Annotated in this window: 24 protein-coding genes; 7 read left to right on the forward strand and 17 right to left on the reverse strand. The window is 50.6% G+C overall.

The window, feature by feature from the left end; translation table 11 throughout:
* Nucleotides 1-3: 3 nt before the first annotated feature.
* From fabZ to rpsB, 12 genes are all read right to left on the reverse strand, one after another.
* Nucleotides 4-459 (reverse strand): 3-hydroxyacyl-ACP dehydratase FabZ, encoded by a 456-nt coding sequence (gene fabZ, locus A7098_RS02610; protein ID WP_000210739.1) that lies wholly within the window; start codon nucleotides 457-459, stop codon nucleotides 4-6.
* A 104-nt stretch (nucleotides 460-563) separates the two neighbouring features.
* Nucleotides 564-1,589, reverse strand: a complete 1,026-nt coding sequence (lpxD, locus tag A7098_RS02615) for a UDP-3-O-(3-hydroxymyristoyl)glucosamine N-acyltransferase (RefSeq protein ID WP_001139279.1) — start codon at nucleotides 1,587-1,589, stop codon at nucleotides 564-566.
* 3 nt (nucleotides 1,590-1,592) lie between these two features.
* Nucleotides 1,593-2,078 (reverse strand): molecular chaperone Skp, encoded by a 486-nt coding sequence (gene skp / locus A7098_RS02620; protein ID WP_000758956.1) that lies wholly within the window; start codon nucleotides 2,076-2,078, stop codon nucleotides 1,593-1,595.
* Nucleotides 2,079-2,199: 121 nt separating this feature from the next.
* Nucleotides 2,200-4,632, reverse strand: coding sequence for an outer membrane protein assembly factor BamA (gene bamA, locus A7098_RS02625; RefSeq protein WP_001240898.1), 2,433 nt, complete (start codon nucleotides 4,630-4,632; stop codon nucleotides 2,200-2,202).
* Between the two features lie 29 nt (nucleotides 4,633-4,661).
* The gene (gene rseP / locus A7098_RS02630; protein WP_000948224.1) at nucleotides 4,662-6,014 is read right to left on the reverse strand and encodes a sigma E protease regulator RseP; all 1,353 of its coding nucleotides are present in this window, start codon (nucleotides 6,012-6,014) and stop codon (nucleotides 4,662-4,664) included.
* Nucleotides 6,015-6,025: 11 nt separating this feature from the next.
* Nucleotides 6,026-6,883: a phosphatidate cytidylyltransferase gene (gene cdsA, locus A7098_RS02635; protein ID WP_105280286.1), complete on the reverse strand. Its 858-nt coding sequence runs from the start codon at nucleotides 6,881-6,883 to the stop codon at nucleotides 6,026-6,028.
* A gap of 12 nt (nucleotides 6,884-6,895) precedes the next feature.
* A complete protein-coding gene (ispU, locus tag A7098_RS02640) occupies nucleotides 6,896-7,654 on the reverse strand; it encodes a (2E,6E)-farnesyl-diphosphate-specific ditrans,polycis-undecaprenyl-diphosphate synthase (protein WP_001295562.1) in 759 nt (252 codons plus the stop codon).
* 188 nt (nucleotides 7,655-7,842) lie between these two features.
* On the reverse strand, nucleotides 7,843-9,039 hold the full coding sequence (gene ispC / locus A7098_RS02645; protein ID WP_105280287.1) for a 1-deoxy-D-xylulose-5-phosphate reductoisomerase: 1,197 nt from the start codon (nucleotides 9,037-9,039) through the stop codon (nucleotides 7,843-7,845).
* 92 nt (nucleotides 9,040-9,131) lie between these two features.
* Nucleotides 9,132-9,689, reverse strand: a complete 558-nt coding sequence (frr, locus tag A7098_RS02650) for a ribosome recycling factor (RefSeq protein WP_000622418.1) — start codon at nucleotides 9,687-9,689, stop codon at nucleotides 9,132-9,134.
* A gap of 291 nt (nucleotides 9,690-9,980) precedes the next feature.
* Nucleotides 9,981-10,706, reverse strand: coding sequence for a UMP kinase (gene pyrH / locus A7098_RS02655; protein ID WP_000224573.1), 726 nt, complete (start codon nucleotides 10,704-10,706; stop codon nucleotides 9,981-9,983).
* A 146-nt stretch (nucleotides 10,707-10,852) separates the two neighbouring features.
* Nucleotides 10,853-11,704 (reverse strand): translation elongation factor Ts, encoded by an 852-nt coding sequence (gene tsf / locus A7098_RS02660; protein WP_105280288.1) that lies wholly within the window; start codon nucleotides 11,702-11,704, stop codon nucleotides 10,853-10,855.
* Between the two features lie 258 nt (nucleotides 11,705-11,962).
* On the reverse strand, nucleotides 11,963-12,688 hold the full coding sequence (gene rpsB / locus A7098_RS02670; RefSeq protein ID WP_000246882.1) for a 30S ribosomal protein S2: 726 nt from the start codon (nucleotides 12,686-12,688) through the stop codon (nucleotides 11,963-11,965).
* 367 nt (nucleotides 12,689-13,055) lie between these two features.
* On the opposite strand from rpsB, the gene map reads away from it, so the two are divergent.
* From map to A7098_RS02695, 4 genes are all read left to right on the forward strand, one after another.
* Complete coding sequence (map, locus tag A7098_RS02680; RefSeq protein WP_001018198.1) at nucleotides 13,056-13,850, forward strand: type I methionyl aminopeptidase; 795 nt, start codon at nucleotides 13,056-13,058, stop codon at nucleotides 13,848-13,850.
* Nucleotides 13,851-14,054: 204 nt separating this feature from the next.
* Complete coding sequence (gene glnD / locus A7098_RS02685) at nucleotides 14,055-16,727, forward strand: bifunctional uridylyltransferase/uridylyl-removing protein GlnD (RefSeq protein WP_001094592.1); 2,673 nt, start codon at nucleotides 14,055-14,057, stop codon at nucleotides 16,725-16,727.
* A gap of 30 nt (nucleotides 16,728-16,757) precedes the next feature.
* Nucleotides 16,758-17,582, forward strand: coding sequence for a 2,3,4,5-tetrahydropyridine-2,6-dicarboxylate N-succinyltransferase (dapD, locus tag A7098_RS02690; protein WP_001186663.1), 825 nt, complete (start codon nucleotides 16,758-16,760; stop codon nucleotides 17,580-17,582).
* Nucleotides 17,583-17,892: 310 nt separating this feature from the next.
* Complete coding sequence (locus A7098_RS02695; protein WP_000272188.1) at nucleotides 17,893-18,279, forward strand: DUF3461 family protein; 387 nt, start codon at nucleotides 17,893-17,895, stop codon at nucleotides 18,277-18,279.
* A 63-nt stretch (nucleotides 18,280-18,342) separates the two neighbouring features.
* Here A7098_RS02695 and cdaR read toward each other — a convergent pair whose 3' ends face one another.
* The 3 genes from cdaR to dgt all read right to left on the reverse strand — a co-directional run bounded on the left by cdaR (nucleotide 18,343) and on the right by dgt (nucleotide 22,726).
* Complete coding sequence (gene cdaR / locus A7098_RS02700; RefSeq protein ID WP_105280289.1) at nucleotides 18,343-19,500, reverse strand: DNA-binding transcriptional regulator CdaR; 1,158 nt, start codon at nucleotides 19,498-19,500, stop codon at nucleotides 18,343-18,345.
* A 154-nt stretch (nucleotides 19,501-19,654) separates the two neighbouring features.
* Nucleotides 19,655-21,079: a serine endoprotease DegP gene (gene degP / locus A7098_RS02705; protein WP_000753934.1), complete on the reverse strand. Its 1,425-nt coding sequence runs from the start codon at nucleotides 21,077-21,079 to the stop codon at nucleotides 19,655-19,657.
* 129 nt (nucleotides 21,080-21,208) lie between these two features.
* Nucleotides 21,209-22,726, reverse strand: a complete 1,518-nt coding sequence (gene dgt / locus A7098_RS02715) for a dGTPase (protein ID WP_032224478.1) — start codon at nucleotides 22,724-22,726, stop codon at nucleotides 21,209-21,211.
* 83 nt (nucleotides 22,727-22,809) lie between these two features.
* Between dgt and mtnN the strand changes: the two genes are divergently transcribed.
* The 3 genes from mtnN to A7098_RS02730 are packed head-to-tail and all read left to right on the forward strand — an operon-like array spanning nucleotide 22,810 to nucleotide 24,961.
* Nucleotides 22,810-23,508, forward strand: coding sequence for a 5'-methylthioadenosine/S-adenosylhomocysteine nucleosidase (gene mtnN / locus A7098_RS02720; RefSeq protein ID WP_000689855.1), 699 nt, complete (start codon nucleotides 22,810-22,812; stop codon nucleotides 23,506-23,508).
* Nucleotides 23,501-24,301 (forward strand): vitamin B12 ABC transporter substrate-binding protein BtuF, encoded by an 801-nt coding sequence (gene btuF, locus A7098_RS02725; RefSeq protein ID WP_010345996.1) that lies wholly within the window; start codon nucleotides 23,501-23,503, stop codon nucleotides 24,299-24,301. Before mtnN ends, btuF begins: the two co-directional genes overlap by 8 nt.
* 36 nt (nucleotides 24,302-24,337) lie before the next feature.
* Nucleotides 24,338-24,961, forward strand: coding sequence for a TRIC cation channel family protein (locus A7098_RS02730; RefSeq protein ID WP_105280290.1), 624 nt, complete (start codon nucleotides 24,338-24,340; stop codon nucleotides 24,959-24,961).
* A gap of 46 nt (nucleotides 24,962-25,007) precedes the next feature.
* Here the strand turns inward: A7098_RS02730 and erpA are convergent, their stop codons facing one another.
* Entirely contained in the window at nucleotides 25,008-25,352 is a 345-nt protein-coding gene (gene erpA, locus A7098_RS02735) for an iron-sulfur cluster insertion protein ErpA (protein ID WP_001295564.1), read from the reverse strand.
* Nucleotides 25,345-25,410, reverse strand: coding sequence for a small protein YadW (gene yadW / locus A7098_RS23635; RefSeq protein WP_122998795.1), 66 nt, complete (start codon nucleotides 25,408-25,410; stop codon nucleotides 25,345-25,347). The genes erpA and yadW overlap by 8 nt, the downstream gene beginning before the upstream one ends.
* Nucleotides 25,411-25,433: the final 23 nt, after the last annotated feature.

Consider the following 25,433-nt stretch of genomic DNA (forward strand, 5'->3'; position numbering starts at 1 on the left):
GTATCAGGCCTCCCGGCTACGAGCACACATCATCGTTGCTTCGCAAACTACTTTACCGTCGACCAGAGCAACCCCTTTAAAGCGGGTCAGGCCACGGCGCGTTTTTTCGAAAGTGACTTCCATGATCATTTGATCGCCTGGCACGACCGGGCGCTTAAAGCGCGCTTCGTCAATACCAGCGAAGTAGTACAGCTCACCCGGTTCCAGTTTTCCTACGCTTTTAAACGCCAGAATACCTGTTGCCTGTGCCATTGCTTCCAGAATCAGCACACCCGGGAAAATCGGTTTTCCAGGGAAATGGCCCTGGAAGAATGGCTCATTGACAGAGACATTTTTTACTGCGCGCAGAAAACGACCTTCTTCAAAATCCAGCACGCGATCCACCAATAAGAACGGGAAACGGTGCGGCAGAAGTTCTAAAATCTCTTCAATCTGCAGAGTATGAGTGTTAGTAGTCAAGATACTCTTCCTGTCAAAATATAAGAAACGACAATAATAACACGGCCTGCCGCAATCGTAAGAATGAGACAGGCCGTAAAGTTTGGCGAACAAAAGATGGAACGTTAGTCTTGTTGATTAACCTTGCGCTCAAGCGATTTCAGACGCTTGCTCATATCATCAATGTTCATCACCAGTGCAGCGGTTTTGCGCCAGACTTTGTTGGGTTGCAGCGGAATGCCTGAGGAATAGACGCCAGGTTCAGTGATGGGACGCATCACCATCCCCATGCCCGTAACCGTCACTTTATCGCATATTTCCATATGCCCGTTGATTACGCTGGCACCGCCGATCATGCAGTAACGACCAATTTTCAGGCTGCCCGCCATAATGACGCCACCGGCAACCGCCGTATTGTCGCCAATCACGACGTTATGTGCAATCTGGCACTGGTTATCAATGATCACGCCATTGCCGATAATGGTGTCATCCAGCGCACCGCGATCGATGGTAGTACAGGCGCCGATCTCCACGCGATCGCCAATAATCACGCGACCAATCTGAGGGATCTTCACCCAGTTACCACGATCGTTGGCATAGCCAAAGCCGTCCGCACCTACCACCGTTCCGGATTGAATCAGGCAATTCTGACCGATCTGGATCTCGTGGTAAATGGTTACGTTCGCCCAAAGGCGCGAACCTGCGCCGATTTTGCTATTTTTACCAACGAAGCAACCGGCACCGATAATCACGTTATCGCCCAGCTCAACGCCGGACTCAATCACCGCGTTAGCACCAATTGAGACGTTGTTACCCAGCTTCGCCGTTGCATCGATCACTGCACTGGGTGCAATGTTCTGCGCGGGCTGTGGCGTGGTATCTAAAATTTGCGCCATGCGCGCGTAAGTCAGGTAGGGATTCTTCACTACCAGCGCGGCACTTTTCGCGAAAGGAAGATCGTCCTGGGTCATGACAACCGCAGACGCCTGGCACAAGCCTAAATGCTCACGGTATTTTGGGTTAACCATGAACGTGATGTGACCTGTTTGTGCAGATTGCATGGACGCAACGCCGGTGATGACGATATCGCCATCACCGTGTAGTTCTGCATCCAACTGCTGCGCTAAATCAGCCAGTCGAATTGAAGGCATTACTTATTTAACCTGTTTCAGTACGTCGGCAGTGATGTCTTTTACATCGCTGCTGTTGTAAGCAACGGCGTTTGCATCAACAACCAGGTCGATATCCTGGCTGTTGGCAACGGATTTCACAGCAGTCTGGATACGAGTAACCAGTTTGCCGCGTTCTTCGTTGGAACGACGTGCGCGATCCTGCTCAAAAGCCTGCGCTTTCTGAGCAAAAGTCTGGCGCTGAGCCATCACGTCTTTTTCCAGCTTAGTACGATCACTACCGGCTTTCATAGACTGCAGCTTTTTCATTTTAGCTTGCAGATCGGTTTCCATACGCTGCAGTTCGCTGGCACGGCCTTTGAACTCATTTTCCAGCGTGTTAGAAACACCGGTTTTCTGTGCTACCTGCTGGAACAGGCTGCCCATATTGACGATTGCAATTTTGTCAGCCGCCTGAGCAGAAGTTGCCAGTGCTAAACCGAGACCTGCAGCTAATAACCACTTTTTCACAATAAACTCCTTACCATCCCATTTGCACCGGAGGGTGCAGTTCTTTGCGTGGCCCGGCGATCTTATATTGATCGCCTAAAGTCATCGCTACACTACCACTACATTCCTTTGTGGAGAACACTTACCAGGTTTTACCAATGTTAAACTGGAACTGTTCTGCCTTGTCTCCATCGTACTTTTTGAACGGCTGGGCGTAGGAGAACACCAACGGCCCCAATGGGGACATCCATTGTAATGCGATACCCGCAGACATACGGATATTGCTTGGATCACTATAGTCCGGATATCCAGAATATTGGCTGGAATCCCAGTTTGTATCCCAAACGGTGCCCATATCCCAGAAGAAGGAAGTACGAACAGAGTTAGCATACTTGTCGCTAATGAACGGCGTCGGGGTGATGAGTTCGAGGCTGGCAACTGCCATGGCGTTACCGCCTACAGCATCATCCGATTTACACAGGTCTTTCGCTCCGTCCTGAGTCGCACATTCGTAATCATAGTCTGGGTCATAATTACTGGCCTGATGCGGGAAGTAAACCGCTTTTGGACCGATGGTGTTGGACTGGAAGCCACGCACGGTGCTGGAACCACCGGCATAGAAGTTCTCGTAGAACGGCATCTCTTTGCCGCCTAAACCATCACCATAACCCCAGCGGGTACGACCCAGAACAACCCATTTGTGATCGTCGTCGATCGGTACATAGGTCGCCGTGTCTAACGTCACTTTGTAGTATTCGTTATCCGATCCCGGAATGGTCACTTTACCGGTCAGGTTGACACGTGAACCATCTGTCGGGAAATAACCACGGTCAAGCTTGTTATAGGTCCAACCATAGTTGAACGTGAAGTCGTCCGTTTTGAAGCTGTTATCCTGATCAGAGGTGCTCGGATGTTCACCCATAGAGTACAGATAACGCCACATCGCAACCTGCGGCTGCATGTTGGACAGGGAGTTATGTACATAACCCAGACCTGCTCGCAGCGAGTTGTATTCGTTGATCGGGAAGCCCAACGTCACGTCTGTACCATAACTCTTGTTGGTATAGTCGGACAGGTCGGCGTCATCTGCCTGGAAGTCATTATAGAAGAGACGGCCACCGAGGCTTACGCCATCTACGGTGAAGTACGGGTTGGTTACCGACAGTTCAGCATAGGTCTGGTAATCGTTTTTGGTTCCGTTGATACCAACGGCATAACCCGTACCTAACCAGTTATCCTGTTGCACGCCAGCCTGGAAGCTCACGCCACTTTCAGTACCGTAACCAATACCGAAGTTGAAGCTACCGGTGTTACGTTCTTTCACCTTGTAGACTACATCAACCTGGTCCGGGCTACCCGGAACACGTTGGGTATCGGTATCGACCGTTTCAAAGAAGCCCAGACGATTCAGACGCTCCTTACCCTGATCGACCAGATCGCTACCCAGCCATGCACCTTCCATCTGACGCATTTCGCGACGCAGGACGGCATCTTTCGAGGTATCGTTACCTTCAAAACGGATCTTACGCACATAGAAACGGTTACCCGCATCAACGTTCACACGTAATTTAACGGTTTTGTCAGCATCGTTAATTTCAGGCATCGACTGTACGCGCGGATAGGCATAACCATAGCGACCGAGAAGCTTTTTAATGTCATCTTCCATTTTGGTCACTTTGGTGCCGTTATACAGCTCGCCCGGCTCGATCTTAGTTAGCTGCTCAATTTCAGCGGAGTGCCCGGCAAGGTTACCGCTCACTTCAACCCCAGAAAGCTTGTACTGATCGCCTTCGGTGATGTTCACCGTGACGTAAATACCTTTTTTATCTGGCGTCAGACTGACCTGGGTCGAGTCGATGTTGAAACGGGCATAACCGCGATCCAGATAGTAGCTGCGCAGGGTTTCAAGGTCGCCCGCCAGTTTTTGTTTCTGGTATTTACGATCGCCTACCACGTTCCACCACGGCACTTCGTCACGCAGTTGGAAATGAGAGATCAGTTCGTCGGTGGTGAAAGCATGGTTACCAACAATGTTAATTTGCTGGATTTCAGCTGACACCCCTTCCTGGAACACCAGTTTTAGGTCAACACGGTTGCGCGGCAGCGGGGTCACGACAGCTTTAACGCTGGCGCTATATTTACCGACGCTATAGTAGAAGTCTTCCAGACCTTTTTCGATATCAGCAATGGTAGTGCGATCAAGAGATTCGCCCACACGCACGCCAGAAGCCTCGAGGTTTTGCTTCAGCATGTCATCTTTCACCGATTTGTTACCGGAGAAAGTGATGCTGGCAATGGTCGGACGTTCTTTTACCTGAACCAGAAGGGTATCACCATCACGAAGGACGCGAACATCCTCAAAGTTGCCGGTAGCAAACAGAGCGCGAATGGTATTACTGATATCTTCATCATTAACCGTGTCGCCTGTGCGCACCGGCATACTGAGGAGGGCCGCACCAACGGCGACACGCTGAAGGCCTTCGAAATGAATATCTTTCACTACGAACCCTTCAGCACCGTATACGGTGGCGCTGCTAAACAGCAGCGACGCTATGAGCAACTTTTTCATCGCCATCGTTATTATGCGTTCTTCCTAACTAACTCTCATAACCGAGAGAAATCATTGAAAAGTGCAAGCCCCATTAACAGCACCAGCAGAATCGAGCCAATGCGATAACAAAAGTCTTGAACCCGCTCGGATACCGGTCCGCCCTTGATCTTTTCGATCGCAAGGAACAGCAGATGCCCCCCGTCAAGTACGGGCAACGGAAACAGGTTAATTATCCCTAAGTTCACGCTAATAAGCGCAAGAAACGGTAGATAATAAACAACCCCGAGTTCCGCTGTCATCCCAGCCCCCTTGGCGATAGAGATCGGCCCACTGAGGTTGTTCAGTTTCACATCACCGGTGATCAATTTTCCCAGCATACTGACCGTCAGCTTCATCAACTGCCACGTTTTGTCCGTAGCTTCGACGATGGCGTTGAACGGCCCATACTGGCGTACAACTTTATACTCATCTGGCAGAGGAATGACTTTCGGCTCAATACCGACAAAACCAATCGCCTTACCATTACCCGGTTTACTCTCCGGGATTAATGTCAAAGACAAGGGACTCCCCTGCCTTTCGATTTCCAACGCTAAGGATTTACCCGGATTATCCCGGACAAGCAACACAAAGGTCACCCATTGCGTTAATGGCTGACCATCGACTTTAACGATCCTGTCGCCTGCTTGCAAACCCGCCTTGTTTGCCGCCGAATTTGGCTGCACATTTTCCACTACAGGTTCAATTTGCGGCCCACGGGGACGAATCCCCAAAGAAGATACTGGATCTTCTTTATCAGGCTCAAACGCCCACTGACGTAAATCGAGCTTTACATCCCGCCGTTGGTCGCTGCCAAATGGCGCTACCGTAATGGTGGTGCTTTCATCGCCAATTTTATCGACCAACTGCAAACGCACGGCATCCCAATCAGGCGTTTCGATACCATCTACGGCTTTTAGTTCCGTTCCTGGTGCAATTTGTGCTTGCGCAGCTATCGAATTGGCTGCTATTTCGCCAACCACCGGACGTACACCAGGCACACCAATGATAAAAACCAGCCAGTAAGCAAAGATAGCAAAAATGAAGTTTGCAACCGGACCTGCGGCAATGATCGCCGCACGTTGGCCAACAGATTTATTATTGAAGGCATGGTGGCGAAGCTCCGGAACAACCGGTTCAGCACGCTCATCCAGCATTTTGACATAACCGCCCAAAGGGATCAGGGCGATGACATATTCGGTGCCTAGCTTATCAGTTCGGCGCCAGAGCGCCTTACCAAAACCTATAGAGAAACGCTCAACGCGAACACCGCAACGCCGGGCAACCCAGAAATGACCAAATTCATGCACGGTGATGAGTACACCCAATGCAACGATGAACGAAGCCAAATCCCAGAGAAAACTCAGCATAATACCTTCCGTTAAAGCGTCCTGAATACCAGCAACAGCAGGCAAGCAAAGACCGGTACAGCAGCCGTCAAGCTATCAATACGATCCAAAATACCGCCATGTCCTGGAATTAAATGACCGCTGTCCTTAATTCCTGCTTCACGCTTAAACATGCTCTCGGTCAGATCGCCGAGCACTGAAGCTAACGCTGCGACAATAGAGCAAATGAGTAAGGTGACGGGTGCAACGTCCAGATTCGCCCACATGCCATAACCCCATGAGATTACCGCTGCGGTCGCGAGTCCGCCAATAAAGCCTTGCCAGGTTTTACCCGGAGAAACCTTCGGTGCCAGCTTATGTTTGCCAAACAATTTGCCAAACATATATGCGCCAGAGTCAGCGCCCCAGACCAGGATCATGACATAGAGCAACCATATCGCGCCACTGTAATGATTCTCGTCATAGTGCCAGGCCCGTAACGCCAACATGCCCCAAAAGAAGGGAACAATGGTTAGCACGCCAAAGATAATGCGCAATGTTTTGGATTTACGCCATATTGTCGCGGAACCGGGATAGAATAACACCAGCAATAGCGCGACAATCCACCAACCCAGCGAAGCCCAAAGTGAGATTTCAACCAGCGGTTGATGAATATTTCGGTGATATTCCGGCAACAGAAAAAGCATCAGCGCCAACAATAACCCGCACAGCACCGCCAGCCATACCCGCTGCGAGCGAGAGGTAAAACCGCTAAGCTGTCCCCATTCCCACGCTGCCAGCATACAGACTACCAGCGTAACAATAGCGAACCCTACCGGCGGCAATAAAAACAGCGCCGCGATGACGACAGGTATTAAAACAAAAGCAGATATCAGGCGATACTTCAGCAAAAGCGACCCCCATCAGGCTGTTTCATCACCGGGCTCGGTGCCGCCGAAACGACGCTCTCGATTAGCAAAGGCATTTAGTGCCCCTTCAAAGTCTTGTTCATCGAAATCGGGCCAGAGAACATCTGTAAAGTAAAGTTCGGCATAGGCAATTTGCCAAAGCAAAAAGTTACTAATGCGATGCTCCCCCCCAGTCCTAATTACTAAATCTACAGGGGCCAGTTCATGCATACAGACATGCTGGTTTAGCATCTCTTCATCTATCTGATCTGGTTGCAGGTTTCCTTGCTGCACCTTTTCAGCCAGTTGCCTGACACCCTGGACTATATCCCAACGTCCACCGTAGTTCGCCGCAATATTCAACGTCAGACCGGTATTCCCGGCAGTTAACGCTTCAGATTTACGAATACGTTCTTGCAAACGCGAGTTAAAACGACTGGTATCGCCAATAATACGCAGACGCACGTTATGTCGGTGCAGGCTTTTTACTTCGCTATCAAGCGCCCACACAAACAGTTCCATTAACGCACTGACTTCCTGCGCTGGTCGGTTCCAGTTTTCACTACTAAAGGCATACAGCGTTAACGCCTCAATACCGTTGTTGGCCGCAAAAGAGACCGCCCGGCGAACCGATTTAGCCCCGGCTTTATGCCCAAAGGCACGAATCTTCCCTTGCTTTTTTGCCCAGCGACCATTGCCGTCCATAATGATCGCAACATGACGACAGCCATGCGCTGGCAATTTTTCGCTAAGTGGTTGAGTAGCAGACAACATCACGCGTTTCTTATTCCCTGACAGGGTTTACGGTACTCAGGAATACTGAAGCCTATACAAAAAAAAGCCGTGTAAAACCACGGCATACCTGATCTTAGAAAGCCAACTACTTACGATCAGATGGCGCAGACTATATCACTGAAGCCTTACGCTAACAAATAGCGCGACTCTCTGTAGCCGGATTATCCTCAGCTTGCGAGACGCATCACCTCTTTTCTGGCGACTTCACGCGCATTAGCATCAACAGATAACACATCGTCCACACATTGTGGTTCGCGCATATCCATTTTTTCCAGTACGGATAAATTCAACGCGGCGATATCCGTAAAGCGGATTTGTTGCGCAAGAAAAGCAGCAACGGTGATTTCGTTTGCGGCATTCAATGCTGTCGTCGCTGCCTGACCTTGTTCGAACGCCTCCATCGCCAGTTTCAGGCATGGATAACGATCATAATCCGGTGCGGCAAATGTCAACGCACTGAGTTTGCAAAAATCGAGCGGCTTCACGCCAGAGTTCACGCGATTCGGCCATGCCATGGTGTGGGCAATTGGCGTACGCATATCAGGTTCTCCCAGTTGCGCCAGAACGCTGCCGTCCTGATAACGCACCATTGAGTGAATCACTGACTGCGGGTGAATCAGCACTTCCATCTGGCTGGCACTGGCGTTAAACAACCAACGCGCTTCAATGTATTCCAGACCTTTGTTCATCATGGTAGCCGAATCGACAGAAATTTTACGTCCCATCGACCAGTTCGGATGACGGCAGGCTTGATCGGGCGTCATTGTTGCCAAATCGTGCAATGGCGTCTCACGGAAAGGGCCACCAGACCCGGTAAGTAAAATGGACACCACGCCATTTTGCTCAAGGTCAGCGTATCCCAGATTGTGCTGGATAGGTTGCGGTAAACTCTGAAAAATGGCGTTATGTTCGCTATCGACCGGTAATAACTGCGCTTTACTCTGCTTTACGGCGTCCATAAACAGACGTCCACAGGTGACCAGTGATTCTTTGTTGGCCAGCAGTATGGTTTTACCCGCGCGGATAGCAGCAAGCGTAGGTAACAGGCCTGCAGCACCGACAATCGCCGCCATCACCTGATCAACATCTTCAAGCGCCGCCATATCGCAGGCAGCCTGCTGACCGCTTAAGACTTCAGTGCAACTACCCTGTTGTTGTAGCGTCGTTTTAAGAAGTTTCGCACTCGCTTCATCGTCCATTACGGCATAGCGGGGAGAGAATTCCAGGCACTGTTCTACCATGCGAGTGACATTTTTGCCTGCCACCAGCGCAACTACGCGGAAGTGTTCGGGATTATGGCGCACCACGTCCAGCGTGCTGCAACCAATCGAGCCGGTCGAGCCCAGAATGGTGAGTTGCTTCATGAAACATCCAGAGTTGAGACAGAATAAAAAGCAAAACGCCGCCAGCCGATCCGCAAGGATCTACTGAGCGGCGTTTTTTGTCGTTCAAGAAATCAGAACTGCATCAGTTCTGCTTCTTTGTCTGCCAGCGCCGCTTCAATTTTCTTGATTGCAGCATCAGTCAGTTTCTGTACATCGTCCTGAGAACGGCGATCGTCGTCTTCGCTGATCTCTTTATCTTTCAACAGTGCTTTCACTTTGTCGTTCGCATCACGACGCACGTTACGTACTGCAACACGCGCCTGTTCAGCTTCACCACGAACGATTTTAGTCAGATCTTTACGACGTTCTTCCGTCAGCGGCGGCAGCGGAACGCGGATGTCGCTACCTGCAGAGTTCGGGTTCAGGCCGAGATCGGACGCCATAATCGCTTTTTCAACGGCCGGAGACATTGAACGATCAAACACGTTGATTTTCAGAGTGCGGGAATCTTCTACCGTTACGCTTGCCAGCTGACGCAGCGGCGTCGGCGTGCCGTAATATTCCACGACAATGCCATCCAGCAGGCTGGGAGAAGCACGACCCGTGCGTATTTTGCTGATTTGGGTTTTGAACGCTTCGACGCATTTGTCCATGCGTACTTCAGCATCTTTTCTGATATCGCTAATCACGTTACGAATCCTTGAAAACTTGTCTCAGTCAGACCAGACAGTCACACACAGTGGAAGTGTGCTAAGTATAGCCCTGATTAAACATATTACGGGTAATCGTCTGGATTATTAGGCTATTTTATTTGCCATTTTGACCCCGGGCAGTGCTCGCTATCCTCACGTACTTATGTACGCTCCGGTTGCTGCGCGCTGGCCGTGACCAAACTGCCTGCAACAATAACGCCTTATAACCAGACTTACGCCCCCGCGATACTTATGCGGAATCTTACCCTTATTTATCCATCACGGGAATTATTCCGTGATTAAAGTCCCTTCTTTTTCACCCATTACCACACGGCGCAGCGCACCCGGTTTGTTCATGTTGAAAACACGAATCGGTAATTTGTGGTCACGAGCCAGCGTAAAGGCCGCCAGATCCATTACTTTCAGCTCTTTTTCCAGCACTTCACTGTAGGTCAGCTGCTCGTACATAGTTGCAGTTGGATCTTTCGCCGGGTCAGCGGTAAACACACCGTCAACTTTGGTTGCTTTCAGCACCACATCGGCTTCAATTTCGATACCACGCAGACAAGCTGCGGAGTCAGTGGTAAAGAATGGATTACCAGTACCGGCGGAGAGGATCACCACACGGTTGTTGCGCAACAGACTGATAGCTTCTGCCCAGCTGTAGCTGTCGCATACGCCATTCAATGGAATAGCGGACATCAGACGAGCGTTCACATAGGCGCGGTGCAGTGCATCACGCATTGCCAGACCGTTCATTACGGTAGCCAGCATCCCCATGTGGTCGCCCACAACGCGGTTCATACCCGCTTTCGCCAGACCAGCGCCACGGAACAGGTTACCCCCACCAATCACCACACCAACCTGAATACCCAGTTCAACCAGTTCTTTGATTTCCTGAGCCATGCGATCCAGTATGCTTGCATCAATACCGAAGCCTTCAGTGCCCTGCAGAGCTTCGCCACTCAACTTAAGCAGAATGCGTTTATAGACGGGTTTTGCATTGGTAGCCATGTTTCTTTCCTGAGACTGTCAACGATTGAAATGAATTAATACTAGCGACATTGTACGTCGCTTTTCAGCGCAGCCCCATAAGGGTTAGCTGAATTTACAAGATGGGCGCAAAAAGAAGCCGCCCTCAGGCGGCTCCTTTTCGATAATTAAGACTGCTTGGACATCGCAGCAACTTCTGCTGCAAAGTCAGTCTCAACTTTCTCGATACCTTCACCCACTTCGAAGCGGATGAAGCCAGTCACTTCAGCGTTATGCTCTTTCAGCAGCTGACCAACAGTTTTTGCCGGTTCCATAACGAACGGCTGACCGGTCAGAGAAACTTCGCCGGTGAATTTCTTCATGCGGCCTTCAACCATTTTCTCTGCGATTTCTTTCGGCTTACCAGACTGCATCGCGATATCCAGCTGTACCTGGTATTCTTTCTCTACCACTTCAGCAGATACGTCTTCCGGCTTGATGAATTCCGGCTTGCTTGCAGCAACGTGCATAGCGATGTGTTTAACCAGCTCTTCGTCAGCGTCTTTAGCAGCAACCAGAACGCCGATACGCGCACCGTGCTGATAAGAACCCAGAACGTCGCCTTCCAGCGCAGCAACGCGGCGAATGTTGATGTTTTCACCAATTTTCGCTACCAGCGCAACGCGTTCTTCTTCGAACTGTGCTTTCAGAACTTCAACGTCAGTGATTTTGCCAGCAACAGCTGCGTCCAGAACTTTGTCTGCGAACGCCTGGAAACCAGCGTCTTTTGCTACGAAGTCAGTCTGGCAGTTAACTTCCAGAATGATGCCGTAGTTGCCGTCGATTTTGGTTTTGATCACGCCATCAGCAGCAACGTTGCCTGCTTTTTTCGCTGCTTTGATAGCACCGGACTTACGCATGTTTTCGATTGCCAGCTCGATGTCGCCGTTAGCTTCAGTCAGTGCTTTTTTGCAATCCATCATGCCTGCGCCAGTACGCTCACGCAGCTCTTTTACCAGGGATGCGGTAATTTCAGCCATTCTAAAATCCTCGGAGATGTGATCTGCCCGGAATTAAACCGCACAGATATAAAAGTGAAAAAGGGGGCCATATGCAGGCCCCCTAACCAAACGTGTACTACCTGGTCTATAAGGGCTCTCCCCCCTTCATATTTCGTGCCGCAGATGCGTTGTCTTCGCTCGCTCATCCCGGTCACTTACTGATGTAAGCTCCCAAGAATTATCGAGCTTGCCGCCTTTCTGCAACTCGAACTATTTTGGGGGAGTTATCAAGCCTTATTACTCAGCTTCTACGAAGCTTTCTTCCGCCTGGGAAGCCAGATCCTGAGAACGGCCTTCACGTACGGTTGCAGCTACAGCGCCCAGGTACAGGGTCACAGCACGGATTGCGTCGTCGTTACCCGGGATAACGAAGTCAACACCGTCCGGATCAGAGTTGGTATCAACGATAGCAAATACCGGAATACCCAGGTTGTTTGCTTCTTTGATAGCAATGTGTTCGTGGTCAGCATCGATTACAAACAGAGCGTCCGGCAGACCGCCCATGTCTTTGATACCGCCCAGGCTGTTTTCCAGTTTCTCCAGCTCACGAGTGCGCATCAGCGCTTCTTTCTTGGTCAGCTTGTCGAAAGTACCGTCCTGAGACTGAGTTTCCAGGTCTTTCAGACGTTTGATGGACTGACGAACGGTTTTCCAGTTAGTCAGCATACCGCCCAGCCAGCGATGGTTCACGAAGAACTGGTCGCAGCTCAGAGCAGCGTCTTTCACCGCTTCGCTTGCAGCGCGTTTAGTACCAACGAAAAGGATTTTACCTTTGCGAGAAGCAATCTTGTTCAGTTCAGCCAGAGCTTCGTTGAACATCGGTACAGTTTTCTCAAGGTTGATGATGTGAACTTTGTTACGCGCACCGAAGATGAACGGCTTCATTTTCGGGTTCCAGTAACGGGTCTGGTGACCGAAGTGAACACCAGCCTTGAGCATGTCGCGCATGGAAACAGTTGCCATGATTAAAACCTCTATATAAAAGTTGGGGTTATGCCTCCACGTATCCCATATTACCGACCCCAAAGGGCACCCCGGAATATGTGCCGATACGTGTGTGTTGTTACACAAAGTGAGATTGTCGCTCCCGTCCAGTCTGTGTATACGAAATGGATCGGAAGTCCGGCGCGCTTTATACCACAAATACGCCGTGGACTCCAATAATTGTTGGCGCTGTGTACAGCATCAGACGCTAAATTTTCTATTATAGAAAACCCTCGGTGGCACGTTTCGCGAAGTTCAGAATGATTCTCAATTTGACAGGGTGTGATACCATTGACAGCACTTACATATATATTGTCGGTATCACCGACGCTGATGGACAGAATTAATGGCTATCTCAATCAAGACCCCTGAAGATATCGAAAAAATGCGCGTCGCTGGCCGCCTGGCTGCCGAAGTGCTGGAGATGATCGAACCCTATGTTAAACCGGGCGTCAGCACCGGCGAGCTGGATCGCATCTGTAATGATTATATTGTTAATGAACAACACGCGGTTTCGGCCTGCCTCGGCTATCACGGTTATCCGAAATCCGTTTGCATCTCTATTAATGAAGTGGTGTGCCACGGTATCCCGGACGACGCCAAACTGCTGAAAGACGGTGACATCGTTAACATTGACGTCACCGTAATCAAAGATGGTTTCCACGGCGACACCTCGAAAATGTTTATCGTCGGTAAACCGACCATCATGGGCGAACGCCTGTGCCGCGTGACGCAGGAAAGTCTGTACCTGGCGCTACGCATGGTAAAACCAGGTATTAATCTGCGCGAAATCGGCGCGGCAATTCAGAAATTTGTCGAAGCAGAAGGCTTCTCTGTCGTTCGTGAATATTGCGGACACGGTATTGGTCGCGGCTTCCACGAAGAGCCGCAAGTGCTGCACTATGACTCACCTGAAACCAACGTCGTGCTGAAACCGGGGATGACCTTCACCATCGAGCCAATGGTCAACGCGGGTAAAAAAGAGATCCGCACCATGAAAGATGGCTGGACGGTAAAAACCAAAGATCGCAGCTTGTCTGCACAATACGAGCATACTATTGTGGTGACTGATAACGGCTGCGAAATTCTGACGCTACGCAAGGATGACACCATCCCGGCGATAATCTCGCACGACGAATAAGAGGCAGACAAACGCAAAAATGCCTGATGCGCTACGCTTATCAGGCCTACTTTCTCCTGCAATATATTGAATTTGCAAGGAGTTGTAGGCCGGATAAGGCCTTCACGCCGCATCCGGCATGAACACGTGCACTTTGTCAACAATCTGAAGCCGGCGAATGCCGGCTTTTTTAATGCGATAATTTAATCTTATGGGTGGCGCACAATGAATACCCTTCCAGAACAGTACGCAAATACCGCTCTCCCCACCCTGCCCGGTCAACCGCAAAATCCATGCGTCTGGCCCCGTGACGAATTAACCGTCTCTGGGATAAAAGCCCATATTGATACCTTTCAGCGTTGGCTGGGCGATGCCTTTGATAGCGGGATCTCCGCAGAACAGTTGATTGAAGCCCGCACCGAGTTTATCGACCAACTCCTGCAACGCTTGTGGATTGAAGCCGGTTTCAGTCAGATTGCCGACCTGGCGCTGGTCGCTGTCGGTGGCTATGGTCGTGGCGAGCTGCATCCACTTTCGGACGTCGATTTACTGATCTTAAGCCGCAAGAAACTGCCGGACGACCAGGCACAAAAAGTAGGCGAGTTGTTAACGCTGCTCTGGGATGTGAAGCTGGAAGTCGGTCATAGCGTGCGGACACTTGAAGAATGCATCCTGGAAGGGTTATCGGATTTAACCGTAGCCACCAATTTAATTGAATCACGCTTGTTGATTGGCGATGTTGCGCTATTTCTCGAACTGCAAAAACACATTTTCAGCGAAGGATTCTGGCCTTCCGACAAGTTCTACGCGGCGAAAGTTGAAGAACAGAACCAGCGCCACCAGCGTTACCACGGCACCAGCTACAACCTTGAGCCAGACATCAAAAGCAGCCCCGGGGGCTTGCGTGATATTCACACTTTACAGTGGGTGGCCCGCCGCCATTTTGGCGCAACATCGCTGGATGAAATGGTCGGGTTTGGCTTCTTAACCTCAGCGGAACGAGCAGAATTAAACGAGTGCCTGCATATTTTGTGGCGTATTCGCTTTGCCCTGCATCTGGTCGTCAGCCGTTACGATAACCGCCTGTTGTTTGATCGCCAGCTTAGCGTCGCCCAGCGTCTGAATTACAGTGGTGAAGGTAACGAACCGGTCGAGCGGATGATGAAGGATTACTTCCGCGTCACGCGCCGCGTCAGCGAACTCAACCAGATGCTGCTACAACTGTTTGATGAAGCCATCCTCGCCCTGCCCGCCGATGAAAAGCCGCGTCCGATTGACGATGAGTTTCAGCTACGCGGTACGCTTATCGACCTGCGTGATGAAACACTATTTATGCGCCAGCCGGAAGCCATCTTGCGTATGTTCTACACTATGGTACGCAACAGTGCGATCACCGGCATTTACTCCACCACGCTGCGCCAGTTACGTCACGCCCGCCGTCATCTGCAACAACCACTGTGCAACATTCCGGAAGCGCGAAAGCTATTTTTGAGCATTCTGCGTCACCCCGGCGCAATGCGTCGCGGGTTACTGCCAATGCATCGCCATAGCGTGCTGGGCGCCTATATGCCCCAATGGTCGCATATCGTCGGGCAGATGCAGTTTGACCTGTTCCACGCTTACACAGTGGATGAACATACCATTCGCGTGATGTTGAAACTGGAGAGTTTTGCCAGTGAAGAAACGCGCCAGCGCCATCCGTTGTGTGTGGACGTCTGGCCGCGCCTGCCATCACCAGAGCTGATTTTTATCGCCGCACTGTTTCACGATATCGCCAAAGGGCGCGGCGGTGACCACTCCATACTCGGCGCACAAGACGTGGTGCATTTTGCCGAACTGCACGGCCTGAACTCGCGCGAAACGCAACTGGTCGCCTGGCTGGTTCGCCAGCACTTGCTGATGTCGGTCACCGCCCAGCGCCGCGATATTCAGGATCCGGAAGTCATCAAACAATTCGCCGAAGAAGTACAAACGGAAAATCGACTGCGTTTTCTGGTCTGTCTGACGGTAGCCGATATTTGCGCCACTAACGAAACGCTGTGGAATAGCTGGAAGCAGAGTCTGTTGCGCGAACTCTATTTTGCCACCGAAAAACAGCTACGACGCGGAATGCAAAACACGCCAGATATGCGCGAACGAGTTCGCCATCACCAGCTTCAGGCACTGGCGCTGCTGCGTATGGACAATATCGACGAAGAGGCGCTACACCAGATCTGGTCACGCTGTCGCGCTAACTATTTTGTCCGCCATAGCCCAAATCAACTGGCCTGGCACGCTCGACATTTATTACAGCATGATTTAAGCAAGCCGCTGGTATTACTTAGCCCACAGGCTACGCGCGGCGGTACGGAGATATTTATCTGGAGCCCTGATCGGCCGTATCTGTTTGCTGCCGTGTGTGCCGAATTAGACCGCCGCAATTTAAGCGTTCATGACGCGCAAATTTTCACGACCCGCGACGGTATGGCGATGGATACCTTCATTGTGCTGGAGCCGGATGGCAGCCCGCTATCCGCAGATCGCCATGAGGTTATTCGCTTTGGTCTGGAGCAAGTACTGACACAAAGTAGCTGGCAGCCACCGCAGCCGCGTCGTCAACCCGCCAAATTACGTCACTTTACTGTTGAAACCGAAGTGACGTTTTTGCCGACCCATACCGACCGAAAATCATTCCTCGAACTGATCGCCCTCGACCAACCAGGACTGCTGGCACGGGTGGGGAAAATTTTTGCCGATCTGGGAATTTCGCTTCATGGCGCCCGAATTACAACCATTGGTGAGCGAGTAGAAGATTTATTCATAATCGCCACCGCCGACCGACGTGCGCTTAATAATGAGTTGCAGCAGGAAGTGCATCAGCGGTTGACAGAGGCCCTCAATCCAAACGATAAAGGGTGATGTGTTTACTGATATGAAAAGAGTTTAACAATGCAGCAGTTACAGAACATTATTGAAACCGCTTTTGAACGCCGTGCCGAAATCACGCCAGCCAATGCAGACACTGTTACCCGCGAAGCGGTAAATCAGGTGATCTCGCTGCTGGACTCTGGCGCGCTGCGTGTTGCGGAAAAAATTGACGGTCAGTGGGTGACGCATCAGTGGTTGAAAAAAGCGGTGCTGCTCTCTTTCCGTATTAATGATAATCAGGTGATCGAAGGGGCAGAAAGCCGCTACTTCGATAAAGTGCCGATGAAATTCGCCAACTACGACGAAGCACGTTTCCAGAAAGAAGGCTTCCGTGTTGTACCACCAGCGGCGGTACGTCAGGGTGCGTTTATTGCCCGTAACACCGTGCTGATGCCGTCTTACGTCAACATCGGCGCATATGTTGATGAAGGCACCATGGTTGATACCTGGGCGACCGTCGGTTCCTGTGCGCAGATTGGTAAAAACGTGCACCTGTCTGGCGGTGTAGGCATTGGCGGCGTGCTGGAGCCGCTACAGGCTAACCCGACCATCATTGAAGACAACTGCTTCATCGGCGCGCGCTCTGAAGTGGTTGAAGGGGTGATTGTCGAAGAAGGTTCCGTTATTTCCATGGGCGTATACATCGGTCAGAGCACCCGTATTTACGACCGTGAAACCGGCGAAATCCACTACGGTCGCGTTCCGGCAGGCTCTGTGGTTGTTTCTGGCAACCTGCCGTCGAAAGATGGCAAATACAGCCTTTATTGTGCCGTTATCGTTAAGAAAGTTGACGCGAAAACTCGCGGTAAAGTCGGTATTAACGAACTGCTGCGTACCATCGACTAAAAGTATGCAAACGGGCAGCACGATGCTGCCCGTGTGCTTTCTGACTCAGATTAATTCGCCCTACTCATTCTTGTCTCTTCTTTTAAATACTTTTTCATCTTTTTTGGACTGTCATGTAATTCGCAAAACGAAGATAAATGTGCTAATCCATCCTCTGGAATATCGCCAGAATAAAGCAGGTAATTTTTTAAATTTTACGCCATGATAGAAGTCTGGAAGAAAAAGGCTTTCCGCGATCACAGTCGAGCCGGGCGGGCCAGGCCAAATGCTAAGATAAGCACAATTTACTGACTCATTTTGAGGTAACGCTATGTACGACAATCTGAAAAGTCTGGGTATTACCAATCCTGAAGAAATTGATCGTTACAGCCTCCGGCAGGAAGCCAACAACGATATTCTGAAAATCTATTTTCAGAAAGACAAAGGTGAGTTTTTCGCCAAGAGCGTGAAGTTTAAATATCCGCGTCAGCGCAAAACGGTGGTCGCCGATGGTGTGGGTCAGGGTTATAAAGAAGTGCAGGAAATCAGCCCAAATCTTCGTTATATCATTGATGAGCTTGATCAAATCTGCCAGCGTGACCGTAGCGAAGTTGATCTTAAGCGTAAGATCCTCGATGACTTGCGTCACCTGGAGTCAGTGGTAACCAATAAGATCAGTGAGATTGAAGCGGATCTGGAAAAGCTGACACGCAAATAATAGTTACTGATGTCATTCTGCGAGCCGGGTAAAGTATCACCCGGCTTTAACTTTGTTATGAACCTACCGCTCTTCATCCAGTTGCAGCGCCACATACAGCAGCAACCTGTCATCAAAATTGCCCAAATCCAGGCCGGTCAGTTCTGATATACGATTAAGTCGATACTCCAGCGTATTTCGATGGATAAACAGCGCCTTTGACGTTGCCAGCGGTTGCACATTGTGGCGAAACCACGCCGCCAGTGTTCGCCGCAGCAAGCCGTTATTGTCCATCGCTTTCAAGCGCGCCAGCGGTCGCGCAAGTTCGTTGGCTTGCCAATCACCGCGCAAACTATCAAGTAAGACTGGTAGCATCAGATCCTGATAAAAATAGCAGCGATTTTCGGGCATTCGCTGTTTACCAACCACCATCGTTGTTTTCGCCGTGCGGTAAGAGCGGGCAATACTGCCAGGACCGGTAAAATAATTACCCAGCGAAACGCGAAACCGCAGCTGACCGTGCTCTTTCATACGAGTAATGAGCTGCTCAACTCGCTTACAATGATCTTCTGCATCCCAGCGCCCAAACGGATTCAACGCCGGTTTCAACACCACCATTTCGGTCAGCGAGACAATCGCCACCAGATTATTACGCTCCGGCGTAATCAGCGCGTTTTGCAATTGCTGTAACTCTGCCATTGCGCTGTCCACGCCAAGCTGACCGCTGTCGACCTCGACAATAGCCACCACTCGCGGTTGATTGAGATCTATCCCCAACCGTTGCGCCCATTCAGTGAGTGCGGGTGTATTCTCCTCGGCCTGAATCAGGTTCATCACCAGTTCTTCCCGCAAACGGCTATCCTGCGCCAACAGGTGCATCAACCGCGACTGTTCCAGCATCATTTCAGCCGTCATGCAGACCAGTTCGCCATATTTGCGCAGATTCTCTGGTTCACCAGTCAGGCCAATTACGCCGACAATCTCACCTTCCAGCCGTAACGGTAGATTAATCCCTTGCCGCACACCGTGCAGATGACGTGCTACCGCGTCATCGATATCGACAACTCGCCCCTGCGAGAGTACCAGCAATGCACCTTCGTGCAATTCACCAATACGTTCACGATCGCCGCTGCCGATAATGCGCCCGCGAGCATCCATTACATTGATATTGGTATCGATAATGCGCATGGTGCGCGCCACGATATCCTGCGCCATTTTGGTATCAAGATGCCAGCCAGCCATAAGCCCTCCATTGTGCACGGCTTAGCATAAGGAAGTACGGAACGCACGGCATTGTGCAAATGCCCAAAGGATAATGAAGAAGTATGGAGTTGTGGGGAAGTTCACAGATTGTAAGGAGAACCCCTTCCCGTTTTCAGGAAGGGGTTGAGGGAGATTACTGCATTAACAGGTAGATGGTGCTGTCGCCGCGCTGAATGTTCAGTGCCAGCACGGATGGTTTGCTGTCGAGAACTTTACGCAGTTCAGCGATGTTTTTCACTGCCTGCTGGTTCGCGCCAATAATCACATCACCTTTTTTCAGGCCAATCTGTGCAGCCGGAGTGCCCGTTTTCACGTTGTTCACGACGACGCCCTGATCTTTGCCTTTGTTGCTCATCTCAGCGCCTTCAATGCCGTTGAAGATGGAGCTGGAGTCAACCTGATTCTGGCTGCTCTGCTGCAGTTCCAGATTCACGTTAACCTGCTTACCGTCGCGCAGTAAGCCCAGAGTCAGTTTGCTGCCCACCGGCATGGTGCCTACCTGGGCACGCAGCGCGGCAAAGCTGCTGATTGGCTTACCGTTCAGTGAGGTGATCACATCACCCGCTTTAATACCTGCTTTCGCGGCAGAAGAATTCGGCAGAACCTGACTTACAAATGCACCGCGCTGGGCGTCAACTTTCATCGCTTTCGCCAGTTCGGAGTTCAGTTCGGTTCCCATAATACCCAGCTCGCCGCGTTTCACCTGCCCGTATTCCACCATCTGCGAAGTCAGGTTTTTCACCATGTTGCTCGGGATAGCAAAACCGATACCGATGTTGCCGCCGTCCGGTGCGAGGATTGCGGTGTTGATACCAATCAGTTCGCCGTTCAGGTTAACCAGCGCACCACCGGAGTTACCACGGTTGATTGCCGCATCGGTCTGGATGAAGTTTTCGTAGTTTTCGGCATTCAGGCCGCTACGCCCCAACGCAGAGACGATACCGGAAGTTACCGTCTCGCCCAGACCAAACGGGTTACCGATAGCGACGGTGTAATCCCCCACGCGCAGCGCGTCGGAATCCGCCATCTTAATTGCTGTCAGGTTTTTCGGGTTCTGGATTTGGATCAGCGCGATATCAGAACGCGGATCTTTGCCAACCATCTTCGCGTCGAACTTACGGCCATCGCTCAGTTGGACTTTAATTACCGTCGCGTTATCAACAACGTGGTTGTTGGTGACGACATAGCCTTTATCGGCATCAATAATAACGCCGGAACCCAGCGCCATGAATTTTTGTTGCTGGCCGCCGCCATTGCCGCCCTGGCCCCCCTGGCAGAACGGAGAGCTCTGGAACGGAGAACCGTCCTGGCAGAACGGAGAATCATCGCCGAAGAACTGCTGGAAATTACGCGGCATACGCGGCGTATTGACGGTTGTGCTACCTTCTACGTTAATGCTGACCACTGAAGGCATCACCTTTTCGAGCATCGGTGCAAGGCTTGGCATCTGCTGTGCTGTCGTTGCTGAAGATGTCTCAGCCGCCGTCGCAGAGAGCGGAGATAACGCCAAACCTAAACTCAGAGCCAGTGCACTCAGTGCTAATGTGGTTTTTTTCATGTATTTCAGTCTCGATTAACAGATAACGCAAAATTGCTGTGTTCTTCAGATTCGTTTTATAGCGCGAAGTTCCGAACTAAAGTTTCTGCAAAAAGTAAAAATTTATTGTCCGTCTTTACAAAAGCCTGGTTATTGTTCTACCGCCATCAGCCGCCGATATTCATCCCACGCATAAAGGTCCGTCATGCCGCTGATATAATCCTGTAACAGCCGACAACGATAATAATATTCCCATAACGGGAACTCAGGAGAATCTGACGGTAATTTACTGACAGCCTCGACATAGGCCAGCCGATGGCGCGTTGAGAGCTTGTGGAATAAGCGTGATTCAATGGGGAAACGTTTTACTCGCTCTTTTTCTACCAGTTCAGTAAAGTCTGATAATGACATGCTTAATAAAGGACGATAAATCTCTAATAACCCGCTAATCACCCGATACCCCTGCAACTCAAGCTGCTCGACATCTGGATGGCTAAACACATGTTTTACGGCGACATTTTTATATAATTTTAAAAGTTCACTACATTCACTGGCATCTTCTAACAGGGCATGATTAAACGTTCCGGCAAAAATCGTCGGCAAATTATCAATAAATCGTTGTGCCGCATAGGGCACCAGCTTATTGAGGGTGTTCACCCGTAAATACATAAAAAACTGATCTTCCGTACTGCGGCTTAAACTATTTGAGCGCGATTTTTCCCAGGCATTTTCTACCACTTGTGCAAACAGAGAACCTTTCTCATGCTGACCCCACGCATCATGCAAATGATGATAAAGCTGCTCAACGGTAAATATTCTTTTCTCTACCGCATCTTCAAGATCAGCCACACAATAAGAGATATCGTCAGCAGCTTCCATAATCCACGTTAATGGAAAACGACTGTAAAGCGCCAAATTAAGTTCTTTACGCAAACGGGCAATATAGGCTTCTTCAGAAAGATAATAGCCCGGTTTTTTCATTAAATAGTGGTGAGTCTCAGGCGTTTCACCACGCCACCACGCCGGACGAGTATATTTTAAAATACCGCCAACCTGCGCCCAGGTGAGATTCATCCGCATCAATGTATGCACCAGACGAATACCTTGTGCATTGCCTTCAAAATGACATAAGTCCTGACGAATTTTGCGCCGCAGCTCGTTAAGTTGTTCCTCCCCTTCCCGCAATCGCAACGCTGTCACGCTACAGCGATCGTCGGTCAGCGGCTGACTTTCGGCATCCGCTGGGTACAAACGCTGGCGAAACCAGTCATTTATAGCCGCTTCACCAAAATGACCAAACGGTGGATTACCGATATCGTGCATCAGGCATGACATCTCGACAATGCTTTCAAACGGCCCGGTCAGTTCATCCAGGCCGTACTCCTCCAGCAATTTAAGTTCTTTCAGACGACTTAAAATCTCTTTGGCGATATAGCGCCCCACCTGCTGAACTTCCATTGAATGGGTAAGACGCGTGCGTACGGCGGCATTGCGCTCAAGTGGAAAAACCTGGGTCTTTTGTTGCAGACGACGAATCGCCGGAGAGTTAATAATACGCCCGCGATCGCTTTCAAAGATCCGCAAGATCTCATGTTCGGTTTTAACGCCCTGCGGTGAACGATAACGACGATGCCAGTTTATTTTGTTTCGGAAATCAATCTGTGCCATGTCCTCTCCCGCGTGAGAAATACGCTTCCTCTTAAGCGCATGATAAACTATGCCCTCAAATCAGGCTTATCGCGAGTAAATCTATGAAAATCGGCATCATTGGTGCAATGGAAGAAGAAGTTACGCTACTGCGTGACAAAATCGAAAACCGTCAAACTCTCCGTCTGGGTGGCTGTGAAATCTACACAGGTCAACTGAACGGAACCGAGGTTGCGCTTCTGAAATCGGGCATCGGTAAAGTCGCTGCGGCGCTGGGTGCGACTCTGCTGCTGGAACACTGCAAACCAGATGTGATTATTAACACCGGTTCTGCAGGGGGCCTGGCGCCAACGCTGAAAGTGGGCGATATCGTTGTCTCTGACGAAGCACGTTATCACGACGCGGATGTCACGGCATTTGGTTATGAATATGGTCAGTTACCTGGCTGTCCGGCAGGCTTCAAAGCTGATGATAAACTGATCGCTGCCGCCGAGTCCTGCATTGCCGAACTGAATCTTAACGCTGTACGAGGCCTGATTGTCAGCGGCGACGCGTTCATCAACGGCTCTGTTGGTCTGGCGAAAATCCGCCACAATTTCCCGCAGGCCATTGCGGTAGAGATGGAAGCGACAGCTATCGCTCATGTCTGCCACAATTTTAATGTACCGTTTGTGGTGGTACGCGCCATCTCCGACGTGGCCGATCAACAGTCTCATCTCAGCTTCGACGAATTTCTGGCCGTTGCAGCCAAACAGTCCAGCCTGATGGTTGAGTCACTGGTGCAGAAACTGGCGCATGGCTAAGTCACTGTTCAGGGCGCTGGTCGCCCTGTCTTTTCTCGCACCGCTGTGGCTCAACGCCGCGCCGCGCGTTATCACACTTTCTCCCGCCAACACTGAACTTGCCTTTGCCGCCGGGATCACGCCGGTAGGGGTCAGCAGTTATTCCGACTATCCGCCAGAAGCGCAGAATATTGAGCAGGTTTCCACCTGGCAAGGGATGAATCTGGAACGCATCGTGGCGCTGAAACCCGATTTGGTGGTTGCCTGGCGCGGAGGGAACGCCGAGCGGCAGGTTGACCAACTTGCTTCGCTGGGAATAAAAGTCATGTGGGTCGATGCGACAAGCATTGAACAAATTGCCGATGCGTTACGTCAACTGGCTCCCTGGAGTCCGCAACCTGACAAGGCCGGAAAAGCCGCGCAAACCTTACTGGAACAGTATGCGCAACTGAAAGCGCAATATGCTGATAAACCGAAAAAACGTGTTTTCTTACAATTCGGCATTAATCCGCCATTCACCAGCGGAAAAGAGTCGATTCAGAACCAGATACTGGAAGTTTGCGGCGGAGAAAACATCTTTAAAGACAGTCGAGTTCCCTGGCCGCAGGTTAGCCGTGAACAAGTATTAGCACGCGCACCGCAGGCCATTGTCATCACTGGCGGAGCGGATAAAATTCCTAAAATAAAGCAATACTGGGGCGAACAACTCAAAATTCCCGTTATTCCTCTCACAAGTGACTGGTTTGAACGCGCAAGCCCACGTATTATCCTCGCTGCACAACAACTCTGTAATGCGCTTTCACAAGTGGATTAGCGCCTGACCTTTCAGGTGCTCAGTGGGGATTGAAAAATGCTCGTCTATTGGCTGGATATAGTCGGTACAGCGGTATTTGCCATCTCCGGCGTTTTGCTGGCCGGAAAATTGCGTATGGACCCTTTTGGCGTCCTGGTTCTGGGCGTGGTTACCGCAGTAGGTGGCGGGACAATTCGCGACATGGCGCTGGATCACGGTCCGGTATTTTGGGTGAAAGATCCCACCGATCTGGTCGTCGCGATGGTGACCAGTATGCTGACTATCGTTCTGGTACGCCAGCCAAGGCGCTTACCCAAATGGATGCTGCCGGTGCTGGATGCTGTTGGTCTGGCAGTGTTTGTTGGCATTGGTGTCAACAAAGCCTTTAATGCGGAAGCCGGTCCGTTAATCGCGGTTTGTATGGGTGTGATCACCGGCGTTGGCGGCGGGATCATCCGCGATGTACTGGCGCGCGAAGTTCCGATGATATTACGCACAGAAATCTACGCGACGGCCTGTATTATCGGCGGTATTGTCCACGCTACAGCTCATTACACCTTCTCCGTAACGCTGGAAACAGCCAGTATGATGGGAATGGTTGTAACGCTATTGATACGGCTGGCGGCTATTCGGTGGCATCTGAAATTGCCGACGTTTGCGCTGGATGAGAATGGGCGTTGAAGAGAGAAGGTGTGCCGGATAGTTTATCCGGCACATTAACAGCAGATTAGATGCTAAAGGAAGAACCGCAACCGCAGGTGCTTTTCGCATTCGGGTTGGTTACGATGAAGCGTGAACCTTCCAGACCTTCGGTATAATCAACGGAACCGCCGACCAGATATTGCAGGCTCATCGGATCAACCACCAGGCCAACGCCCTGTTTTTCGATGGTCATATCGCCTTCGTTCACCTGATCATCAAAGGTGAAACCATACTGGAAGCCGCTGCAACCGCCACCGGTAATATACACGCGTAATTTCAGATTCGGGTTATCTTCGTCAGCGATCAGGCTTTTAACTTTGTTGGCTGCTGCGTCGGTAAACTCCAGCGGCAGTGCTACGTCATCACTCATATTTTGCTCCAAACGACATCGGCAATTGGGCAAATTCTAACCCAATAATAACTGCCATTATCTAATACCCTGGTATTTCGT

The organism is Escherichia sp. MOD1-EC7011 (assembly GCF_002965005.1).
Lineage (GTDB): Bacteria > Pseudomonadota > Gammaproteobacteria > Enterobacterales > Enterobacteriaceae > Escherichia > Escherichia ruysiae.